The sequence below is a fragment of the Bacillus pfraonensis genome (assembly GCF_050768835.1).
In the GTDB taxonomy this organism is placed as follows: Bacteria; Bacillota; Bacilli; order Bacillales; family Bacillaceae_G; genus Bacillus_A; species Bacillus_A pfraonensis.
The window spans coordinates 45,869-64,877 of the sequence record NZ_JAHCDO010000012.1; the positions used below are offsets into that span (position 1 = coordinate 45,869).

21 protein-coding genes, 3 pseudogenes and 2 riboswitches are annotated in these 19,009 nt (G+C 35.6%); of the genes and pseudogenes, 14 read left to right on the forward strand and 10 right to left on the reverse strand.

Going from position 1 to position 19,009, the window contains the following annotated elements:
• On the forward strand, nucleotides 1-333 hold the full coding sequence (locus tag KFD70_RS13295) for a DUF3909 family protein (RefSeq protein WP_336452171.1): 333 nt from the start codon (nucleotides 1-3) through the stop codon (nucleotides 331-333).
• Nucleotides 334-453: 120 nt separating this feature from the next.
• On the opposite strand, the gene KFD70_RS13300 is transcribed toward KFD70_RS13295, so the two are convergent.
• The 6 genes from KFD70_RS13300 to KFD70_RS13325 all read right to left on the reverse strand — a co-directional run bounded on the left by KFD70_RS13300 (nucleotide 454) and on the right by KFD70_RS13325 (nucleotide 5,480).
• A complete protein-coding gene (locus KFD70_RS13300) occupies nucleotides 454-729 on the reverse strand; it encodes a hypothetical protein (RefSeq protein ID WP_241818003.1) in 276 nt (91 codons plus the stop codon).
• A 312-nt stretch (nucleotides 730-1,041) separates the two neighbouring features.
• Nucleotides 1,042-1,554 carry a cupin domain-containing protein gene (locus tag KFD70_RS13305; RefSeq protein WP_336452170.1) on the reverse strand — a complete coding sequence of 171 codons (513 nt, stop codon included), beginning with the start codon at nucleotides 1,552-1,554 and terminating at the stop codon, nucleotides 1,042-1,044.
• Nucleotides 1,532-2,170: a methylthioribulose 1-phosphate dehydratase gene (locus KFD70_RS13310; protein WP_336452169.1), complete on the reverse strand. Its 639-nt coding sequence runs from the start codon at nucleotides 2,168-2,170 to the stop codon at nucleotides 1,532-1,534. The genes KFD70_RS13305 and KFD70_RS13310 overlap by 23 nt, the downstream gene beginning before the upstream one ends.
• Nucleotides 2,167-2,826, reverse strand: a complete 660-nt coding sequence (locus tag KFD70_RS13315) for a 2-hydroxy-3-keto-5-methylthiopentenyl-1-phosphate phosphatase (RefSeq protein ID WP_336452168.1) — start codon at nucleotides 2,824-2,826, stop codon at nucleotides 2,167-2,169. The genes KFD70_RS13310 and KFD70_RS13315 overlap by 4 nt, the downstream gene beginning before the upstream one ends.
• Nucleotides 2,823-4,067, reverse strand: coding sequence for a 2,3-diketo-5-methylthiopentyl-1-phosphate enolase (gene mtnW, locus KFD70_RS13320; protein WP_336452167.1), 1,245 nt, complete (start codon nucleotides 4,065-4,067; stop codon nucleotides 2,823-2,825). Before mtnW ends, KFD70_RS13315 begins: the two co-directional genes overlap by 4 nt.
• Nucleotides 4,068-4,131: 64 nt before the next feature.
• Nucleotides 4,132-4,237: riboswitch (SAM riboswitch) on the reverse strand.
• Nucleotides 4,238-4,289: 52 nt separating this feature from the next.
• On the reverse strand, nucleotides 4,290-5,480 hold the full coding sequence (locus KFD70_RS13325; protein WP_336452166.1) for a pyridoxal phosphate-dependent aminotransferase: 1,191 nt from the start codon (nucleotides 5,478-5,480) through the stop codon (nucleotides 4,290-4,292).
• A gap of 14 nt (nucleotides 5,481-5,494) precedes the next feature.
• On the opposite strand from KFD70_RS13325, the gene KFD70_RS13330 reads away from it, so the two are divergent.
• From KFD70_RS13330 to KFD70_RS13345, 4 genes are all read left to right on the forward strand, one after another.
• Nucleotides 5,495-6,361, forward strand: coding sequence for a carbon-nitrogen family hydrolase (locus tag KFD70_RS13330; RefSeq protein ID WP_336452165.1), 867 nt, complete (start codon nucleotides 5,495-5,497; stop codon nucleotides 6,359-6,361).
• A 73-nt stretch (nucleotides 6,362-6,434) separates the two neighbouring features.
• Nucleotides 6,435-6,576: riboswitch (SAM riboswitch) on the forward strand.
• A 90-nt stretch (nucleotides 6,577-6,666) separates the two neighbouring features.
• Entirely contained in the window at nucleotides 6,667-7,845 is a 1,179-nt protein-coding gene (gene mtnK, locus KFD70_RS13335; protein ID WP_336452164.1) for an S-methyl-5-thioribose kinase, read from the forward strand.
• A complete protein-coding gene (gene mtnA / locus KFD70_RS13340) occupies nucleotides 7,842-8,930 on the forward strand; it encodes an S-methyl-5-thioribose-1-phosphate isomerase (RefSeq protein ID WP_431613205.1) in 1,089 nt (362 codons plus the stop codon). Before mtnK ends, mtnA begins: the two co-directional genes overlap by 4 nt.
• A gap of 222 nt (nucleotides 8,931-9,152) precedes the next feature.
• Nucleotides 9,153-9,314 carry a YvrJ family protein gene (locus KFD70_RS13345; protein WP_017151057.1) on the forward strand — a complete coding sequence of 54 codons (162 nt, stop codon included), beginning with the start codon at nucleotides 9,153-9,155 and terminating at the stop codon, nucleotides 9,312-9,314.
• Between the two features lie 44 nt (nucleotides 9,315-9,358).
• Here KFD70_RS13345 and KFD70_RS13350 read toward each other — a convergent pair whose 3' ends face one another.
• Nucleotides 9,359-10,135: a 3-hydroxybutyrate dehydrogenase gene (locus KFD70_RS13350; RefSeq protein WP_336452162.1), complete on the reverse strand. Its 777-nt coding sequence runs from the start codon at nucleotides 10,133-10,135 to the stop codon at nucleotides 9,359-9,361.
• A 194-nt stretch (nucleotides 10,136-10,329) separates the two neighbouring features.
• Between KFD70_RS13350 and KFD70_RS13355 the strand changes: the two genes are divergently transcribed.
• The 4 genes and pseudogenes from KFD70_RS13355 (at nucleotide 10,330) to KFD70_RS13370 (ending at nucleotide 13,006) form a co-directional block, all read left to right on the forward strand.
• Nucleotides 10,330-10,662 (forward strand): PadR family transcriptional regulator, encoded by a 333-nt coding sequence (locus KFD70_RS13355; protein WP_336452161.1) that lies wholly within the window; start codon nucleotides 10,330-10,332, stop codon nucleotides 10,660-10,662.
• Nucleotides 10,662-11,428: pseudogene (locus KFD70_RS13360) on the forward strand (DUF1129 domain-containing protein). The gene KFD70_RS13355 and the pseudogene KFD70_RS13360 overlap by 1 nt, the downstream one beginning before the upstream one ends.
• A 52-nt stretch (nucleotides 11,429-11,480) precedes the next feature.
• A complete protein-coding gene (locus tag KFD70_RS13365) occupies nucleotides 11,481-12,242 on the forward strand; it encodes a DUF1129 domain-containing protein (protein ID WP_431613206.1) in 762 nt (253 codons plus the stop codon).
• A 20-nt stretch (nucleotides 12,243-12,262) separates the two neighbouring features.
• Nucleotides 12,263-13,006, forward strand: a pseudogene (locus KFD70_RS13370) (DUF1129 domain-containing protein).
• A gap of 195 nt (nucleotides 13,007-13,201) precedes the next feature.
• Here KFD70_RS13370 and KFD70_RS13375 read toward each other — a convergent pair.
• Complete coding sequence (locus KFD70_RS13375) at nucleotides 13,202-13,819, reverse strand: ImmA/IrrE family metallo-endopeptidase (protein ID WP_336452160.1); 618 nt, start codon at nucleotides 13,817-13,819, stop codon at nucleotides 13,202-13,204.
• A gap of 412 nt (nucleotides 13,820-14,231) precedes the next feature.
• On the opposite strand from KFD70_RS13375, the gene KFD70_RS13380 reads away from it, so the two are divergent.
• From KFD70_RS13380 to KFD70_RS13390, 3 genes are all read left to right on the forward strand, one after another.
• Nucleotides 14,232-14,525, forward strand: coding sequence for a DUF3928 family protein (locus KFD70_RS13380; RefSeq protein WP_336452159.1), 294 nt, complete (start codon nucleotides 14,232-14,234; stop codon nucleotides 14,523-14,525).
• Nucleotides 14,526-14,644: 119 nt separating this feature from the next.
• Entirely contained in the window at nucleotides 14,645-15,094 is a 450-nt protein-coding gene (locus KFD70_RS13385) for an NUDIX hydrolase (RefSeq protein ID WP_336452158.1), read from the forward strand.
• A gap of 139 nt (nucleotides 15,095-15,233) precedes the next feature.
• Nucleotides 15,234-16,409: an acetyl-CoA C-acetyltransferase gene (locus tag KFD70_RS13390; RefSeq protein WP_336452157.1), complete on the forward strand. Its 1,176-nt coding sequence runs from the start codon at nucleotides 15,234-15,236 to the stop codon at nucleotides 16,407-16,409.
• Between the two features lie 47 nt (nucleotides 16,410-16,456).
• Here the strand turns inward: KFD70_RS13390 and KFD70_RS13395 are convergent, their stop codons facing one another.
• Together KFD70_RS13395 and KFD70_RS13400 are read right to left on the reverse strand one after the other, a co-directional pair.
• The gene (locus tag KFD70_RS13395) at nucleotides 16,457-17,215 is read right to left on the reverse strand and encodes an AAA family ATPase (RefSeq protein ID WP_336452156.1); all 759 of its coding nucleotides are present in this window, start codon (nucleotides 17,213-17,215) and stop codon (nucleotides 16,457-16,459) included.
• Nucleotides 17,216-17,225: 10 nt separating this feature from the next.
• A pseudogene (locus KFD70_RS13400) lies at nucleotides 17,226-17,462 on the reverse strand (hypothetical protein).
• Nucleotides 17,463-17,642: 180 nt separating this feature from the next.
• Here KFD70_RS13400 and KFD70_RS13405 point away from each other — a divergent pair.
• The gene (locus KFD70_RS13405) at nucleotides 17,643-18,068 is read left to right on the forward strand and encodes a DUF4184 family protein (RefSeq protein WP_420792347.1); all 426 of its coding nucleotides are present in this window, start codon (nucleotides 17,643-17,645) and stop codon (nucleotides 18,066-18,068) included.
• 61 nt (nucleotides 18,069-18,129) lie between these two features.
• Entirely contained in the window at nucleotides 18,130-18,882 is a 753-nt protein-coding gene (locus KFD70_RS13410) for a hypothetical protein (protein WP_336452154.1), read from the forward strand.
• The last annotated feature ends 127 nt before the right edge of the window (nucleotides 18,883-19,009 follow it).

Sequence of the window (19,009 nt, forward strand, 5' to 3'; positions counted from 1 at the left end):
ATGAATTTAGAAAAATTTGATGGAATGATTGATGCTGTGCAGCGTACAACTTGTATGCCGATTAATGATAAACAACAAGCAGCATTTAAACAAAAATATGATTTTGAGCCAACATTTGAATATGGACGTGATGAGAATGACCATTATGTTATTCGAACATCAAAGAAAATGCTAGAAGAAATGGAATTTTATTTAGCTTTAAAGTACGATCGTGAAGGTATCGATCTTTATATGCATGCTGAAATTGATGGCGTATGTTATGTATCTGTTAGCTACGGAGAAGATGCTCTTCATTTACAAGAACTATTTCAGTTTTTGGAAGATAATAAATAAAAAAGTCCTTGTTTGAGGACTTTTTTATTTTGTTTAAAATATTTTTTTGAAAGCTGGAGGCTCATTTTGACAAAGGTAGGTTGCATGAAAGTAGGTGTATGGAGAGGATATAGTAATGGATTATAAGCTAGAAGCACGACGAGAGCGTTCAATTGGAAATGGAATGATTTGGGCCATATGATTGCGATTGAATTGTTTTGTGCGAGCGTGACGTAATATATATAATGAAAAGAGAATAGCGACAGGAATAGCACCGTACAAGCCAAAAAGTAAAGCGCTTACAGAAGATGCGACAAAACCTAACATACCAATTTCTAATTCCTCCATAATTGCCCCAAGAATAGCAGGAATAGCCCCACAAGTAACCCCAAGTATAAGTGCTATAATTAAATTCATGTTCTTCCTCCTTTTTTTTACAGTTTTTTCGATACATTTTCTATTATTTGTATTATAACACAATTTAAACAGAATTTTCAGAAAAAGTTCAAAAAATGTTCAAAAATTATTGATAAATATACTTGATAAAATGGAAAAAGAAAAAATGAGGATCATTCATTCTAGGTGATGAATTTACGAAGTAGGAGAAAATAAAAAAGCAGGCTTATTTCAAAAATATGAAATAAGCCTGTTCCATAGGAGGATGTATATATGTAGAGTGAATAAAAGGAAGGAAAAGGGGGTCCAATTCCTTTTATTCAACTAACTACCTTAGTAAATAGGAACCCAACCTTCCGTTGTAACAAAGATACGAATGGCTACAACTTGGCGATCATCTTGTAATGTGAAATAATGTCTTGCATTTTCAGGTACAGAGATTAAATCACCAGGCTCAAGTTCAACATCGAAGAAGCGACCATCTTTGTCTTGGATGGCAAAGATGCCATGCCCACTGACAATAAAACGAACTTCATCGTCAGTATGATGATGCTCTTGTTTAAAGTTAATTAATAACTCATCGAGGTTAGGTGTTGCCTTTGAAAGGGAAATAACATCATGTGCTTTATAACCTCGACGTTCTGAAACATCAACAATTTCTTTAGAGAATACTGTTAAAATTTCTTTTTTGTCTTCATCAGTTAAGGAGTAGTTTTCTTTTAAATGAGCAGGAAGCTTTGAAATATCCCATTTCTCATATAAAACGTTTTCTCCTTGTAAAAATTGCTTCACTTCTACTTCATTTTCAATGCGGGTATTTATTTCATGAATACGAATTTGCGCCATATGAAACGCCTCCTTGAATTGATAATAGTTTTATATGAAATTGGAATAAAAACTCATATGCTTCTAATCGTTTCTTTGTATCAAAGCTATCTTTTCCCCAAACGGTAATACCGTGGTTTCGGATTAATATAGCCCCTGAATCTTCATGGATGTGCTTCTTGAATTTTTCCCCAAGCGAAGGGATGTGGGCATCATTTTCAATAATTGGAATGTGAATGGTTGCACCTTCTTCCCAAATATCAAGAGCTTTAATAATTTCTTGGTTACGAAGAATAACTTCTTCTTTATATAAATTTGTGATGACATTATTATCAGTTGTATGGACATGTAGGACGCAACCAGCATTTGTATGATTGTAAATATGCGTATGCAATATGGTTTCGGCAGAAGGACGTAAATCGGTATCTAAGACTGGTTTTCCTTGATAATCAACTAATAGGAAATCATCAGGTGTTGTTTTTGTTTTATCCTTCCCGCTTGCTGAGATAAGAAAAGTAAGTGGTTCGTGATTTACTTTTATAGAAATATTTCCACTTGTTGCTGGAAACCAGTTGCGATTGGTTAATTCTTTTTTTAGTTCACTTAAGTTATGCCATTGATGAAAAAGTTGTTTCATAGCTTTACCTCCAACAAGTGCTGTAATTCCGTTTGAATATCATAAAATGTTTCAAATGGTGTGTAAGGAATATGGTGTTCTTCACATTTTGTAATAAGAAAATCCCGGGCGAATACTTTGTCGGCTTGTTTGGCTGCTTGTAAATCTGTGATGGAGTCGCCTATTACAATATGAAGATCATCGTTAGAGCTAAGATGTCGAATTAATGTTGATTTACAAAGACCACAAGCATAATTACAATGTTCATCGCAAGGGTGTGGCCATTTTACTTTGATGAATTCTTCAGAAAAATCAGTTTTATTGCAATAAATTCGATTTTCTGGAACGAGTCCTTCTAAGAGGGGATGAACGAAGAAATCCATTCCTCCAGAAATAACATAAAAAGAAATATTATTTTCATTTATAAACTGTAAAAATTCTTCAAAACCAGTGCGTATACTAGCCGTTTCTTTTAGGAACTTGATGATATTATCATGCAAAGTTGTTGGTAATAATTTAAAAAGTTGTGAGACTCCTTCTTGAATAGAAAGATCTTGTGATAATATCCTTCGTTTTATTTCCTCAGCTTCTGGTGGAGCGAATTTTTCCATAATGGCAACGATATTATCATTGTTCGTAATCGTACCATCGAAGTCACAAAAAATTTGAAGACTCATAGTTTCACCTCGTAAGATGGATTTCCCCATAATTGTAGTGCAGCATGTAAATCAGTGTTATCTACTTCATGCAATGGTGTTCCTTGCAAAGCGGCATCAATTGCTGCTCGGAATGCTTTTCCTCCGCCTTGTGCACTGCTTGGATGACCGTGAATACCACCACCTGCATTAATGACAACATCCTTGCCAAAATCGCGAAGGATAAATGGAACAAAACCAGGATGAATACCAGCTGATGGAACAGGGAAGCTTCTTTTTAAATCGGAATCTTCTTTTGTTAGTGCTTCTGTAATAAGAAGGGCTTCTTTTTTTTCTAATGCAACACTGCCGTATGGCGATGGAAATAAAGAGAAGTCTGCACCAGCATAACGAAGCAATTTTCCAAGTAACAATGGTGAAGAAAATCCGTATAATTTTGATGATGCATAAGCACCGCTAACAGCAGGATGAGCCATGATAGGAATAGAAATATCTTTATCCTCTGCAAGTGATTGTAGTACATCTAATCCGTACGCGAAGACATTAAAAAGTAGGATATCTGCACCGGATTCAATTGCTCGTTTGGCATGTTCTTTTAAATCATAAGTACGTCCCGTTAAATTCACTGCATATAAAGTCTTATGACCATATGTTTCGTATACAGATTGTAATACTTCTTTTCCAGCATGAATTCGTTTCGTAAGTGGCGTTAATGAGTTTTCAAATAAAATCTCATCATCTTTTACAATATCTACACCGCCAATTGCTTGATCACGTAGTTGAGTTTTTAAATATCCGATATTACGTCCAAGCATTCCCTTGAAAATACTCATTAGAAGTGGACGATCGTGAATATGTAAGAGATGTCGAATACCTTCAATACCAAATTTAGGACCAGGGAAATGTTTTTTTAAGTCATCTGAAAATGTTAAATCAATTAATTTAACTTCACCATCTAATGATAATTTTCCAAATGTTGTTGTTAAAATGGCCGGTAAATCAGGACTGAAATTTAGTGATGGATAATGAATTTTAATGAGTCCACGCGTTACTTTTTTTCCAAGGTACGCATTTACATGTTCTTGTTCTTCTAACTTTTCGACATGAATGACATTGCCTTTATGTTGTTTTAATTGTTCTTGTAATAAGTGTGGTAAATGGGTCCATGAACCAATTGTCAAACCGAGAGCAATTTGTTCTGCTTTTTTGTTTACATTATGAGAATCATCATGGATTAAATAAGTTGCTGTTATTCCGCTCATTTTCATAACCTCCTAGTTAAATAAAAAAACCTCTCAGCTAAGGAGAGGTTTTTTTACAACCAGCTCCTTATCTGTCAGCGTAATGCTGCGAGAATTAGCACCGTGCCTACAATTGTAGATCGGTTGCCGGGTTTCGTCGGGCTCGTCCCTCCACCTGCTCTTGATAAGAAGTATTTAGAAATGTTTAAATTTTTTCGATATCTGAATTTTGACAGAGTTTCTTTATAGTGTCAATGTTTTTTTGAAAATTTTTAATTTCTGGATTCGTTGAATAGCTTCTTGTAATCGCTCTTCTGTATGTAATAACCCAATACGAACGTAGCCTTCGCCATGTTCACCGAATCCGACTCCAGGTGCAACTGCTACATGTGCTTGTTCTAACAATAAGTCAGTAAATTGTTCTGATGTATACTCATTAGGAACAGGAAGCCATGCGAAAAATGATCCCTTCGGTGCGACAACATCCCATCCAATTGAACGGCACGCTGTAATGAGTGCATTTCTCCGTGATTCATAGCGTTCTACAAGTTCATTTACACAAGATTGTGAACTTAATAGCGCCTCACAAGCCGCCTCTTGCACAGCACCAAAAATGCTGACATACATATGATCTTGCAATAAATTAATTGTTTCAATGACACTTTCGTTACCGATCGCAAAGGCGATACGCCAGCCAGCCATATTAAATGTTTTTGATAGTGTATAAATTTCAATGCCAACATCTTTTGCGCCGTTTGCTTGTAAGAAGCTAGTTGGTTTGTTGCCATCAAAGCCAATTGCTCCATAAGCGAAGTCGTGAACTACTAAAATATCATTTTCATGTGCAAATGATATTGTTTGTTCAAAGAACGTTTTTGATGCAATAGCACCAGTTGGATTATTAGGATAATTTAAAAACATCAATTTGGCTTGTTTGGCAATAGCATCATTAATTTTAGTGTAATCCGGTAAAAAATCATTTTCTGCTAATAATGGCATCGTCTCAAACTTTGCTTTCGCTAAAGCGACGCCTGATAAATAGTCAGGATATCCTGGATCAGGTACAAGTATTGTGTCACCAGGATTTGTAAAACAAAGCGGTAGTTCAACCAGCCCTGCTTTACCACCAAATAAGATAGCGACTTCTGTTTTAGGGTTTATTTTGACTCCGTATTCACGTTTATAGAATGTCGCAACGGCTTTTTTTAAGCTTTCATGTCCGCGGAATGGCGGGTATTTGTGATGAACTGTTTTTTCTGCTGCACGTTGTAAAGCTGTTACGATATGCGGCGGTGTTGGTTGATCTGGATTGCCTTGACCTAGATTGATAACATCATGCCCTGCTTCAACGACTTTGTTAACTTTTGCAACAAGTGAAGCAAAAAATTGTGTTGGTAATGATGTTGTAATCTCGGAAGGTTGAAAATGTTTCATACTTTCCACCTCTTTTGAAAGTTGTTACAATTCTAGTGACAAATGATATAACCTTTCTAAGTTTTTGTAAAGAAAAAATAATTGAAGATGGGGTCGATAGAATGAAAGTCGCATGTATTCAAATGGATATTGCTTTTGGTAATGTAAAAATAAATATTGAAAATGCAAAGAAAAAAATAGAAGAAGCGATGCAAGGAAACCCGGACATTATCGTATTACCAGAACTTTGGACGACTGGTTATGATTTAGAGAGAGTGCCGGAAATTGCAGATGGGGATGGTATTCAAACAAAGCAACTTCTTTCAGAATGGGCCCAACAATATTGTGTGAATATTGTTGGGGGGTCTATTGCGAAACAAACAAAGCACGGTGTTATGAATACGATGTATACAGTGAATCGGGAAGGAAAACTACAAAGTGAGTATAGTAAGGTTCATTTGTTCCAGTTGATGAATGAACATAACTATTTAATAGCAGGTGATAAAACAGGAGAATTTACATTGGATGGTGTACAGTGCGGTGGTGTCATTTGTTACGATATTCGTTTTCCAGAATGGCTGCGTGTTCATACTGTAAGAGGAGTAAATGTATTATTCGTTGTAGCAGAATGGCCGCTTGTTCGCTTAGCTCATTGGCGCTTACTTCTTCAAGCGAGAGCAATTGAAAATCAATGTTATGTGGTTGCATGCAATAGAGCAGGAGAGGATCCAAATAATGTGTTTGCTGGACATTCTCTAATTGTTAATCCATGGGGAGAAATTGTAGCAGAAGCAGGAGAAGAAGAGTCTATTTTGTATGGGAATGTAGAGTTAGAAAAAATTAAAGAAGTACGAAAGGGAATTCCTGTTTTTGCTGATCGACGTCCGGAATTATATAAATAAAAATATTGACAAATGATTTTTATTCTTGTTATATTCTGTAACAGAAACTTAAAAATTTGAATAAATCATGCAACTCTTATCAAGAGCAGGTGGAGGGATTTGGCCCGATGAAACCCAGCAACCGACCGTAATACCATTGTGAGATGGGGCGCTTATGCGCCAAAAAGGCACGGTGCTAATTCCAGCAGAAAGGATGGCTTTCTGACAGATAAGAGGGGAGAAGATCAACTTCAAACCTCTTTCTTCATGGAAAGAGGTTTTTCTTATAATGAAAAGCCTCTGAATTTAATAAAGGGGGATAAAAAATGGGATATTGTTCATTAACAAAAGAAACAGCAGTTGAGTATGTAAAAGAGCAGGGGTACTTTGAGCAAAAAGCAAAGGTGACTTGCCATGAAATAGGGGATGGAAATTTAAATTATGTATTCCGGCTCCATGATGGAGAACGCGGTATCATTGTAAAACAAGCTCTCCCGTATGCGAAAGTCGTTGGGGAAAGCTGGCCACTTTCGCTAAGAAGAGCCACAATTGAAAGTCAAGCATTGCAAGTTTTTGCGAAATATGTACCAGAATATGTTCCGAAAGTATATGGTCACGATGAAGAGTTAGCTGTAACGGTAATGGAGGATTTATCATCTCTTACTATTACTCGTAAAGGTTTGATTGAAGGGGAAGATTATCCACTTTTATCCCAGCATATTGGACGCTTTTTGGCACACGTTCTTTTTTATACGTCAGATTTTGGTCTATTAGCAGAAGAGAAAAGGGTGCTAGACGGAAAATTTGTAAATCCTGATCTTTGCAAAATTACAGAAGATCTTGTGTTTACAGATCCGTTTGGAAATTATGATACAAATAATTATGAGAAAGAATTACAGCCTACATTAGATGAACTTTGGTGTGATAAGAAATTGAAATTACAAGTAGCGCAGTATAAATATAAATTTTTAACGAGAAAAGAAGCACTAATTCATGGCGATTTACATACAGGTAGTATTTTTTCATCACCTTCTGAAACAAAGATAATTGATCCAGAGTTTGCAACATTTGGGCCATTAGGATTTGATCTAGGTCAATTTATAGCAAATTTATTATTAAATGCGCTATCAAGAGAAGAGAAGCGAAGTGTATTATTCTATCATATTGAAAAAACATGGAGTAATTTTGTAGAAGTATTTACAAAGCTATGGGTACTAGAAGGAGTAGAATCATATACAAAGGAGAAACAATGGCTTGCAATTGTACTGCAAAATATTTTTGCTGATGCAGTTGGATTTGCTGGGTGTGAAGTCATTCGTCGAACAATTGGATTAGCACACGTAGCAGATTTAGATGGAATTCAGGATAAGAATAGAAGAATTCAAACTAAAAAGCATGCATTAAACTTGGGCAGAGAACTATTGTTACATGAAACGACAGGTGCAGATACTCGATTGTTCCAAACGTTATTTCAATATATTGTTTCAGGGAAGGTGAAAGCATGATGACAACAGTTGCCATTCCGCGTTCTATAAGCTGGAAAGGAGATTCTATTGCATTATTAAATCAAACGAAATTACCGCATGTTGTAGAATATAAAACGTTAACCAGTATTGAGGATGTGTGGAAAAGTATTGTTATGTTAGAAGTGCGCGGGGCACCTGCAATTGGTATTACCGCCGCTTTTGGTTTAGCACTTGCCGCAAAAAAATATAATGCTGCGAATATCACTGACTTTGAAAAACAATTTAAAAGAGATTGCAATTATTTAGCAACCTCACGTCCGACAGCTGTTAATTTATTTTGGGCAATTGATCGTATGACTGCTTCTATCAAGCAAGTAACAACTATTAAAGAAGCAAGGAAAATATTAGAAGAGGAAGCACTTAAAATTCAGCAAGAAGATGAAAGTGTATGCCGTAGCATAGGAGAGCATGCTTTAACTAGATTTAAAGATGGTGATCACATTTTAACGATTTGTAATGCAGGAAGTATTGCTACAGCTCGTTATGGAACAGCGCTAGCTCCGTTTTATATTGGAAAAGAGCATGGGGTGAACTTACATGCTTATGCATGTGAAACAAGGCCGGTTTTACAAGGAGCGCGCCTTACTGCCTGGGAATTGCAACAAGCTGGTGTTGATGTAACGCTCATTACAGACAATATGGCAGCCCATGCGATTCGAACAAAAAATATTTCTGCTATCATTGTAGGAGCAGATCGAATTGTTGCAAACGGTGATACGGCAAATAAAATAGGGACATTGAATTTAGCTATACTAGCGAAATATTTTCATATTCCTTTCTATGTTGCTGCTCCGCTTTCTACATTTGATATTACGAAGAAAATAGGGGCTGAAATTGTGATTGAAGAACGCGATGAATCTGAAGTTACAAAGGTTTTTGGAAAACAAATTGCTCCAGAGGGCGTCGGTGTTTATAATCCTGCATTTGATGTAACTCCGCATGATCTTATTACTGGAATTATTACTGAAAAGGGAATTCTACAAGGAGATTATTCAGTAGAGATTGCTTCATTATTCGAGAACACAAGCTCAACAAATACGCATGGAAAGGCCGGCATAAAGTAGTGGAAGAGAGCATCCGCTCATGGGTAGAGGCGGTCAGTTCCTTTTTTAGCCACATGCCATATGAAAACAGAAGGGGAAAATGAGTGGTGAACCTCTTTTGTTTTTATAACTGTGACTTATATGACGGAAAATGAAAAGGTATATAATATACAGTATTTTATTTTTTTATTGCCAAATTTCCTTTCTTTTTTCTATTTATTTAAAAGAAAGGAGGAGAAGTAGATGGAGGAATGGATATCTATGATCGGTAATGTTGGATTTCCAATTGTTGTGACTTTATATTTACTGCATCGTATTGAAAGTAAATTAGATGGTGTAATTGTTGCAATTGAGAAATTACCACAACAGATGACAAGGTATGAAGCTCCGCATGAAACAAAATGACAAAAGGCTTTGCTCTCAATGAGCAAAGCCTTTTGTTACAAAGATTATTGTGCTGTATATCCCCCATCAATAACGACCGCTTGGCCAGTTATTCCTTTTGTTTTTTCGCTTGCTAAAAATAAAGCATAGTCAGCAATTTCCTCTACAGCTAGCAATCGTTTTTGTGGTACGAGTGGATAAATAACATCCTCTAATACACGCTCTAGTGGAACATTTCTTGTTGTTGCTAAATCTTGGAGTTGATTTCGAACAAGCGGTGTATCAACATAGCCGGGGCAGAGGGCATTTACCGTAATTCCATGTGTAGCGCCTTCTAAAGCGGCAACTTTTGTCAAACCAATCACACCGTGCTTTGCACTATTATAGGCAGCCTTTCCAGCAAATCCAACAAGCCCATTAATAGAGGCGATATTAATAATGCGTCCATACTTTTGCTTTTTCATAATTGGAAAAGCATGTTTTATTGCGATGAAAGGTGCGATTTGCATAATTTGAATCAGAAGTTCAAATTTATCGGTTGGGAACTCTTCAATAGGTGAAACGTGTTGCATACCAGCATTATTTATTAACACATCAAGTGAGCCGAATTTTGTAACAGTTTCAGAAATAGCCTCGGATATTTCTTTCTCAGATGTAACGTCACATCTTAGACCTATTGCTTCATAACCTTCCCTGCATAACTGTTCAGCAGCTTCCTTCGCACGATCTTCAAGACGATCACTAATCACAACTTTTGCTCCTTCTTTCGCAAAAGCATTTCCCATTTCATAACCAATTCCACTTGCAGCACCTGTTAAAAAAACGACACGATTTGAAACCATGATGAGAGCACTCCTTTATATAAAATTTGTCTTAGTGCTCTATTTAGAGGGAATGTAATGAAAATCCTGCAAAGATTTGGAAAAATATACTGAACTATCTTGTTTTGCAAAATAGCTTTTGCTATACTATTTTGTAAAGCAAGATACTTACGCTTATCTATCTTGTAAAACAAGATAGAGGGAGGATTTGAATTATGTCGACAAGTCAAATGCTGAAAGGGATTTTAGAAGGGTGTCTCCTTGCAATTATTTCTGAAGGAGAAATATATGGATATGAAATGAGTGAAAAGCTAGCTAAGTATGGTTTCACTATGGCAAGTGAAGGAAGTATTTATCCGTTATTAATAAGGATGCAAAAGGAAGGGCTAATAGTAAGCACAATGAAGGAATCTCCATCTGGTCCAAAGCGAAAATATTATACATTAACAGAAAGAGGTGAAGATGCGTTAGATGAGTTTATGGAGCGTTGGGGGACAATGCAGAGTAGTGTAGAGCGTTTGCTAGAAGGAAAAGGGAGACGACGATGATGCTATCTACCGAAGCGAGAAAATTCCTATTAGATATGAGCTTGTTTTTAAAGCAAAGGGTGTAAAAGAAAGTGATATTGAGAGCTTTTTAGAAGATGCAAAGTTACATTTAATCGAAGGTGAAATGGACGGGAAAAGTGTAGCAGATATTTTTGGAAGCTCACCAAAAGAATATGCAAATGAACTTGTTAAAGTAATGGAAAAAGATCGCAGGGAGAGCTGGAAACAAATCGGATATACAGTGATGAATATTGTTGCGTTTTGGATTATTGCCTCTATCTTAGTTGTAAATGATAGTGGGCAATTACAGATTTCAGTTGTTCAATGTATTGGCTATGGGATGTCACTAATGGTTGCGCTTGTAGTGCCCAATCTGGCTTTTCGTAAAATGGCTTTTCGATTACATTTTTCAAAACAATTGTTTGTCCAAGCGTTATTGATGGCAGTTCCGATGGTTTTATTAGGAGCAGTAATTATACTGGATATCATCTATCCTACACCAATGATTCAATTAACTCAGTTGCAGAGCTATATGATAGCAGGCGCAATCTTCATCGTAACAGTAATTATAAACGTGTACTTTGAAGGATGGTATAAAGTTTTATATTTAGTGGTTCCACTTGCTATTATGCTCGTCTTTAAAACATTTACATCAGAGGATTTAATTCCGATGTTATTTCAGATTGTGTGTTTGTATGGCAGTCTATTTATTCTTATTATTATTGAATTTATTATGAAGGCGAATAAAAGAGAGACAGCTAGGTAAATTTGGTAGCTGGTATATGCTCATTAAATAGTTAAATAAAAGGAGGAAAATAATGTTTTCAAAGGAAGCACAGAAATTTCTAGATGATACAACAGTATATTTAGTAACGAAGGGAATAAAAAAGGAAGACATTGATTCTTTTATAGAAGATGCAAAACTTCACTTAATAGAAGGAGAAAAGGATGGGAAAACAGTTGCAGATATTTTTGGAGATTCACCAGAGGTATATGCTGAAGAGTTAGCAAAAGAAATGGAGCTTGATAAAAAAGAAAACATGAATCTATTCATTTCCTTTATCATTGGAGTTCTTGCGTATTGGTCTGTTCCAGATCTTTTATTTCATGGGGTGAATGAGCCGGTATCTATATCATTAATCAGCTTAATCGGTTATCCAATAGTATTGGCTATTAGCATTCCTATGGGGATCATTGCTTTTCGTAAATCTACATTTATAACAAGTAAATTAAAGGAATTCTCTATTTTGTATATATGTATATCCCTTTTACCAGTCGCGTTGATTGTTTTGGTTATGCTACTAAATAAATGGTATGAACCACCGCTCTTTTATTTATCACCAGTGCAAAGTTATCTATTAGGTGGATTATTACTATGTGTATTGGCCATTATCAATATGCGTTTAGCAAGCTGGATGGGCTTACTTCAAGTAGCTGCATTATTTACCATTATGTTTGTGTTTGAATGTACAGCAATTAAAGATACGAATTTCGGAGCACTGGAACCGCTCTTTTTATATGGAAGTTTAATTCTATTGATGAAAATAGATTTGAAAAGAACGGAGACTTCTAACATATAAAATAGATGGGAGGTAGAACAATGCTTATAAAAGAATCACAAAAATTTATAGAGGAGACACGCGCATATTTACGAGTAAAGGGGATTAAAGAATCTGACATTACTTCCTTTTTAGAAGATGCAGAGCTTCATTTAATAGAGGGTGAAAAACAAGGAAAGACAGTCGTTGATATTTTTGGGGATTCACCGAAAGAGTTTGCCAAACAGCTTGCTAGAGAGATGGAGGTTGATAAGAAGGAGAATTATAGTTGGTTAGTCTATTTCATTGTGAATGCATTGGCGTTCACAATGGTGAAGAGTGTATTTTTTAGTCAGGTAGATCATCGTTTATATTATTAGTTAATCTAAATAATTGGTTATCTAATTATATTTGCTATAGGTGTTATGATATTGATTTTTGGGATGCGAACAGCTGCTTTTAAACGTAAAGGAATTGAATTCATTATTATGTGTACCACTGGAGCGCTGTATTTCTTATCAATTTTTAGCATCGCACTATTAAATGAGTTTTATGGTTTTACTACAGGGCAAAGCTATTGTATTGTAGGTGCTATATTCCTCATAGCAGCATTTTTAAATATAAAGGTTGGTGGTTGGTTTACTCTATTATATTTAATGATTCCTATTACAATAGAGTATGTATTCTTCAAAATAGATTTGTCAAGTGTGCCAGGTCTGTATATAAAACAATTCATATTTTTAGCTATTTTATTTGTCCTTGTAATGATTCATATGAAATTAGAGAAAAGAAAAGCGAATATATAAGATTAAGAGAGAAGTAGCTTATATACAACTTTATTTTAATGTTTCGACATATGAGTTGTTGCTACAAAGAATGGTAATTTTCACTTACTTTCTGTTTTTACTTGGCATGGGCAGGAAGGGAATTTGACCGCTTCTATACATAGTCAGACTCTCTTTCCCACCTACAAGGTTTATTTTAAACAGTAACTGATATGGTTACTGTTTTTCTCTGTGTAATAAAGAACTCTGTAAAGATAATGCTCGCTGTTCTTTTGTTAATAAAGATTCAATGTGTACTTGATCAGGGCGAGGTACGATTGGGTACATAAGATTGGTGGAAGAAGGGTGATGCTCAGAACCGGTTGGAGAATGTGGATCTGCATGGGTAAGCTTTCCATTAATACGCCTTGTAAATAAAATATGTCCTATTTCATGAGCAAGTGTATATATATTTTTCATAGGAGAAGCAGCATTAGTAAGAATGATATAACCTGTGAGGATTTGGTTTATAACGAATGAGTAGGCACATGCAATTACAGATTGTTCTTTAAAATAATTACTCCCAATATAACAAATATAAATATCACAATCGGGAACTTCTGATGAACAGGTGTTAAAAAAGGAAGAAACTTTAGGTTGATTTTTGACAGAATCCATATAGCTAATTTCACCATCATGAAATCTAAAGGATTCATTTAGTATAATGACATCTTTCATTTGAAATGAAATGGGGTGCCAGATTGATTCAGCAACTGCTAAGTCTTTGGCAATGCGATCTTCTGTAATATCAGAGCCTGGGGCAATGCAAATACATATATTTACGTACGGATCCATTAGAAACACCTCAAATGGAAAATAGTTTATTAATATACTATGTGAAAGGAAAAGGGTATGTATGGATATAATCCCTATAAATTAGGTGTATTTTGGTGTGTTGGAATTGATGAGAAAATAGAATATCTATATATTCGCAATATGTTTTATCTCGCATTAACAGGCAGTAAGACTCATACCTCAAAATTCAGCGAAAATAAAGAAGTTAGATGAGAGAACTGCTCGTAAAATCTCGATTGGTAAGGAATGATTAAAGTTTTCTTTTATGAATAGCTATGTTTTTACCTGAGAATATATAGAGGAGTGGATAATATGGATATAAGGATGAATGGAAGAAGTCGGAAAATATTCATAGTTTAATTCAATTATATGTGATTCATTCTGCTATAGTAAAAGAAAAGGGGGAGAATGTATGTATACATTAAAAATTGTTTCAGATCGAGAAGCTGTTTATCAGTTTGCAAGTTATGTAAGGGTCGTTCAAGGGGTAGAGAATGTATATGTAGAAGTTGGAGAAGCTTTATATGAACATCCACTTATGAAATTTTATGTACATGTAACGATTGAAGAGACATATGAAAAGCAAAAAGCATTACAGGAAATTGCTCGATTAGTAGAATTAGGACGTTTTACATATGTTCATTATCGAAATGAAGAGATTGAAAAGGCGTTTGAAGCAGTTAAATATGAAAGTTTTCGAAAATAAAAATGATTAGAAGGGAGCAGATGCTCCCTTTTTTTACTAGTAGGAATATTTTTTTCATCGCACAAAAAAATAAGGAATTTTGCTATGATAAGGAAGGGTGAGGAAAGGAGAGATTTATAATGGGGTATATCGAAGAGTTGCGAAAATCAGTCGGTACAAGACCGTTAATTCTTGTAGGATCAGCTGTGATCATTTTAAATGAAAAACAAGAGGTATTGCTTCAATACCGCTCGGATACATATGATTGGGGTATACCAGGTGGTGCAATGGAGTTAGGTGAAACGACGGAAGAAACGGCTCGGCGAGAGCTTTTTGAAGAAACAGGATTAGAAGCGAAGGTGTTGCAGTTTCTTGGTGTCCTTTCTGGGAAAGATGTGTATTATCGTTATCCAAATGGAGATGAAATTTATAATGTAATTCATCTATACCAAGCGCATCACGTGAGTGGAAAAATAGAACTTGATGAAGAAGGGCTGGATCTCAAGTATTTTCCTGCTGAAAAGTTACCGAATTTAAATAAAACAACAGAGAAAATTTTACAAAAATTCTTATATGCATTAACGGAATAGAGGGTTGATTCCCTCTATTTTTACTATATCAAATATTTTGATTTTTTAGTATGTTTGTAGTATGATAAGTTCAGATATACATCTTCTGCTATTCCATCCAAAAACTTACTAGGGTACATAAGAGAGGGGCAAGTGCAAGATGCATAATGTTGTCATTACAGCCGCAGTTCGTTCGCCAATTGGAACTTTTGGAGGAGCACTAAAAAATGTAACGCCAGTAGAACTAGCTGTTCCTGTGCTTCAAGAAGCTGTCAAAAGAGGTGGAGTAGACCCTCATGAAGTGGATGAAGTCATTTTAGGACACTGTATTCAAAGAACAGACGAAGCAAATACAGCGCGAACAGCTGCATTAGCAGCAGGGTTTCCAGAAACAGTTACAGGTTACACAATTCAGCGTCAATGTTCTTCAGGTATGCAAGCGATTATGTCAGCAGCAATGCAAATTCAGCTAGGTGTAAGTGATGTTGTTATTGCGGGTGGAGTAGAAGCGATGAGCTCAAGCCCTTATGCATTAAAACAGCACCGATGGGGACAGCGTCTTCAACATGGAGAAATTCGTGATACGGTGTGGGAAGTTTTAGAAGATCCGATCCATCATATTATGATGGGAGAAACAGCTGAAAATTTAGTTGAACAATATGAAATTACAAGAGAGGAACAAGATGAAGTTGCGTTGCGTAGCCATCAATTAGCGCTTCAGGCGATTGAATCAGGTTATTTTGATGAACAAATTGTTCCTATTACGATAAAAGAACGTAGAAAAGAAGTAGTATTTTCAAAGGATGAACATCCGCGTGCTGATATTACAGCTGAAAAATTAGCTGGACTTAAGCCGGCATTCCGTAAAGGTGGGTCCGTAACGGCAGGGAATGCGTCCGGTATTAATGATGGAAGTGCGGTTTTAGTATTGATGAGTGAAGAAAAGGCTAAGGAAAAAGGTTTACAACCGTTAGCTAGAATTGTTGGCTATTCTGTAGCTGGGGTAGATCCGAAAGTTATGGGAATCGGTCCAGCACCAGCAATTCGTAAGGGGTTAGAGAAAGTAAATTGGTCATTAGAAGATGCCGATTTATTAGAGATTAATGAAGCTTTTGCAGCACAATATTTAGCGGTTGAGAAGGAACTTGGATTAAACCGTGAGAAAGTAAACGTTAACGGAAGTGGTGTTGGTCTTGGACATCCAATTGGTTGCACAGGAGCGCGTATTACGGTAAGTTTAATTCACGAATTAAGAAGACGTGGACTAGAAAAAGGTATTGCATCTCTTTGTGTCGGTGGTGGCATTGGGGTAGCATTATTTATAGAAGCGTTGTAAAAAGAAGCAGCAATTGCTGCTTCTTTTTTATTGATGAGAGTTCAAATTCATGATTGAAACAAATGATGGAATAGCCGATCACGATTTTCAAAGAAGAGTTTTGTTGTTTGATAGTGTTCAGTTTCTTCTAAAGTCGATTCATGAATTCCTTCTTGTGTTAAAGAATATATAGTGGACTCTGGGTAAGCCATTAAAATAGGAGAATGTGTTGCGATGATGAATTGTGATCCTTGTTTAGCTAATTCATGCATCCGAATAAGCATAGAAAGTTGCCTCATAGGAGACAAAGCGGCTTCAGGCTCGTCTAAAATATATAAACCTTGTTCTGAAAAACGCTTCATAAATAAGGAAAAGAATGATTCCCCATGAGATTGGTCATGTAAGGATATACCACCGTATGAATCAATTACCTTATTGCCTAATATGGCATCCTCATTTGCATCCACCTCATCAATATAGGAAGCAACGTTATAAAATGACTCTGCCCGCAGAAAGAACCCATCTTTAGGTGTAGCAAAGCTTTTGGCAACTCGAATATACTTGTGTAAGGAAGAGTGAGAATCGTAAGTAGTGAAACGAAAATTTTTTGTACCACCTTCTGCATTAAATCCTAAAGCGACAGCAATTGCTTCTAGTAATGTTGATTTTCCAGTTCCATTCTCTCCGATAATAAATGTTACATTAGGATGGAAAGTGAGTGATTGCAATGTTCGGATCGCAGGTAAACAATACGGGTACACGGAAAAGCTAGGAATCTGTTCTTTTTGCAAGGAGACACTTTTTAGAAAGGGCGTATGTTCATTCAATATATAAACCTCAATTCATTGATGATTTCGTTTCTAATATGGCTGCAAATACAAGGGTTAGACAGCTTGTGAATAAGATGGTAAATTGGAGAGCATCAAAACCTAAGCCTTCCCAGCCATATGTATTTCTCTTTAAGGTAAAAATCAATAATACGGTAATAGGACCTGATAGTGCTGGAATATATTTTACTATTTTTAAGTGTTTTCATAGAAGAAATCCTATGTATGTGCTTATGAAAAAGTACAATAAGACTAAGTAAAAAGGCGAGAACGAATGACAATTTAATCCCTACTGATCTTCTATATACTACATAAAAATTGTATCATTTAAAGTATAGATATTCCAATGTCAAAATAAGTGTTGCATAAAAAGAATTGATATCGTTATGATAGATTATGTTCTACTTACTATCGTTATGTAGCATCAATCCCATGGAAGTTTACTTCAGGGAAAGGAATTTTGGTGTTTCTCTATTCTACAGTATTTGGTATGCTTACACATGTTGTGTGGGATACGTTTTCCCATAAGACGGGTTATTTTGTTATGAATCTATCCTTTCTACAACAAACTATTTATTCGATACCAATATATAAATTGATGCAACATGGGAGTACATGTTTTGGCTTTATATTCATTATATTTGTTCTTTTGAAATATAGAGATTCTCCCCAAAAAATGGATAGGGTTTCAGGGAGAGAGAAAGTAAAATACTGGGGATGGTCCATGATCACAGCGCTTGGGATATTTATTGCTCATGCATTGTTAGACCCGTATTTTCAAATTTTACATATAGGGAGTATAATAGTATCCGGACTTACAAGTGTTTATTTGGTATATTCATTGTTTCAGTAGTATATCAAATAAGGAGATCATTTAGTGAACTATGAATGAGAGTGTTAGGAGTAATAAAAAGATGAAGATATGGAAAAGTATTTGTATTTTATGTAGTTTTCTCATTATATTAAGTGGTTGCTTCCAAAAGGAAGAAAAAAAAGATGCTAAGAAGAAAGAGTCAATTCCAGAGACGACTGAATATGGTGGCAAGGAATTAAAGAAAGTCGGACAAGCTGTAAAAGAAAAAGGATGGGGAACGTTTAAATTAGAACAACTAAAACATGTGAATCAAACGTTTGAAGTAACTCCGATGAAAATACATGTGCAAGATGTAAAGGTTATTGCATTATCACAAATGAGCCAAGAGGCAAAAGATACATTGAAAGTATATACAGCATTGACTCCAGAAGAAGTGCAGCGCAGGCTTGGAGATAAAGTTAATCGAGAAGATGCTGAGTTGTACGCTTCGTTAAGTGGAAAAGATATTAAAGATAAAATACGTTATGTTGAAATTACATATAAGGTAGAAAATAGTGGAGATAAAGATATGCAATTTTTCTCTTTGAATGATGTTACAATTAATGAAACACAGCAATTTAATGTTCCAAAACAAAACTTTCTATATGAAGAGAACACGCTTGTAGGTACAAAAAGTGTTGCAAGAGAAGAGTACAAATCAGGCGAGACAAGGGAAGGAATAATTGGATTAATACTCGAGGATGAGAAAAAAGAGGTTACTCAAATCGCATTTACAACAGATGTTCTGGCCACGGGCGATACACATGAAACAGTTGTAGAACCGCAAACATTTAACATCTCACTGTCTAAGTGAGATGTTTTTTTGTATATATAAATTCAAGTTGAAAAATCGACATAAACCTCTTCTTTTTAGTTTGAGAGAGGATCTGAAGCGGTCAAATCTTTTTTCTGCCCCATGCCAAGTAAAAATAGAAAGAGAA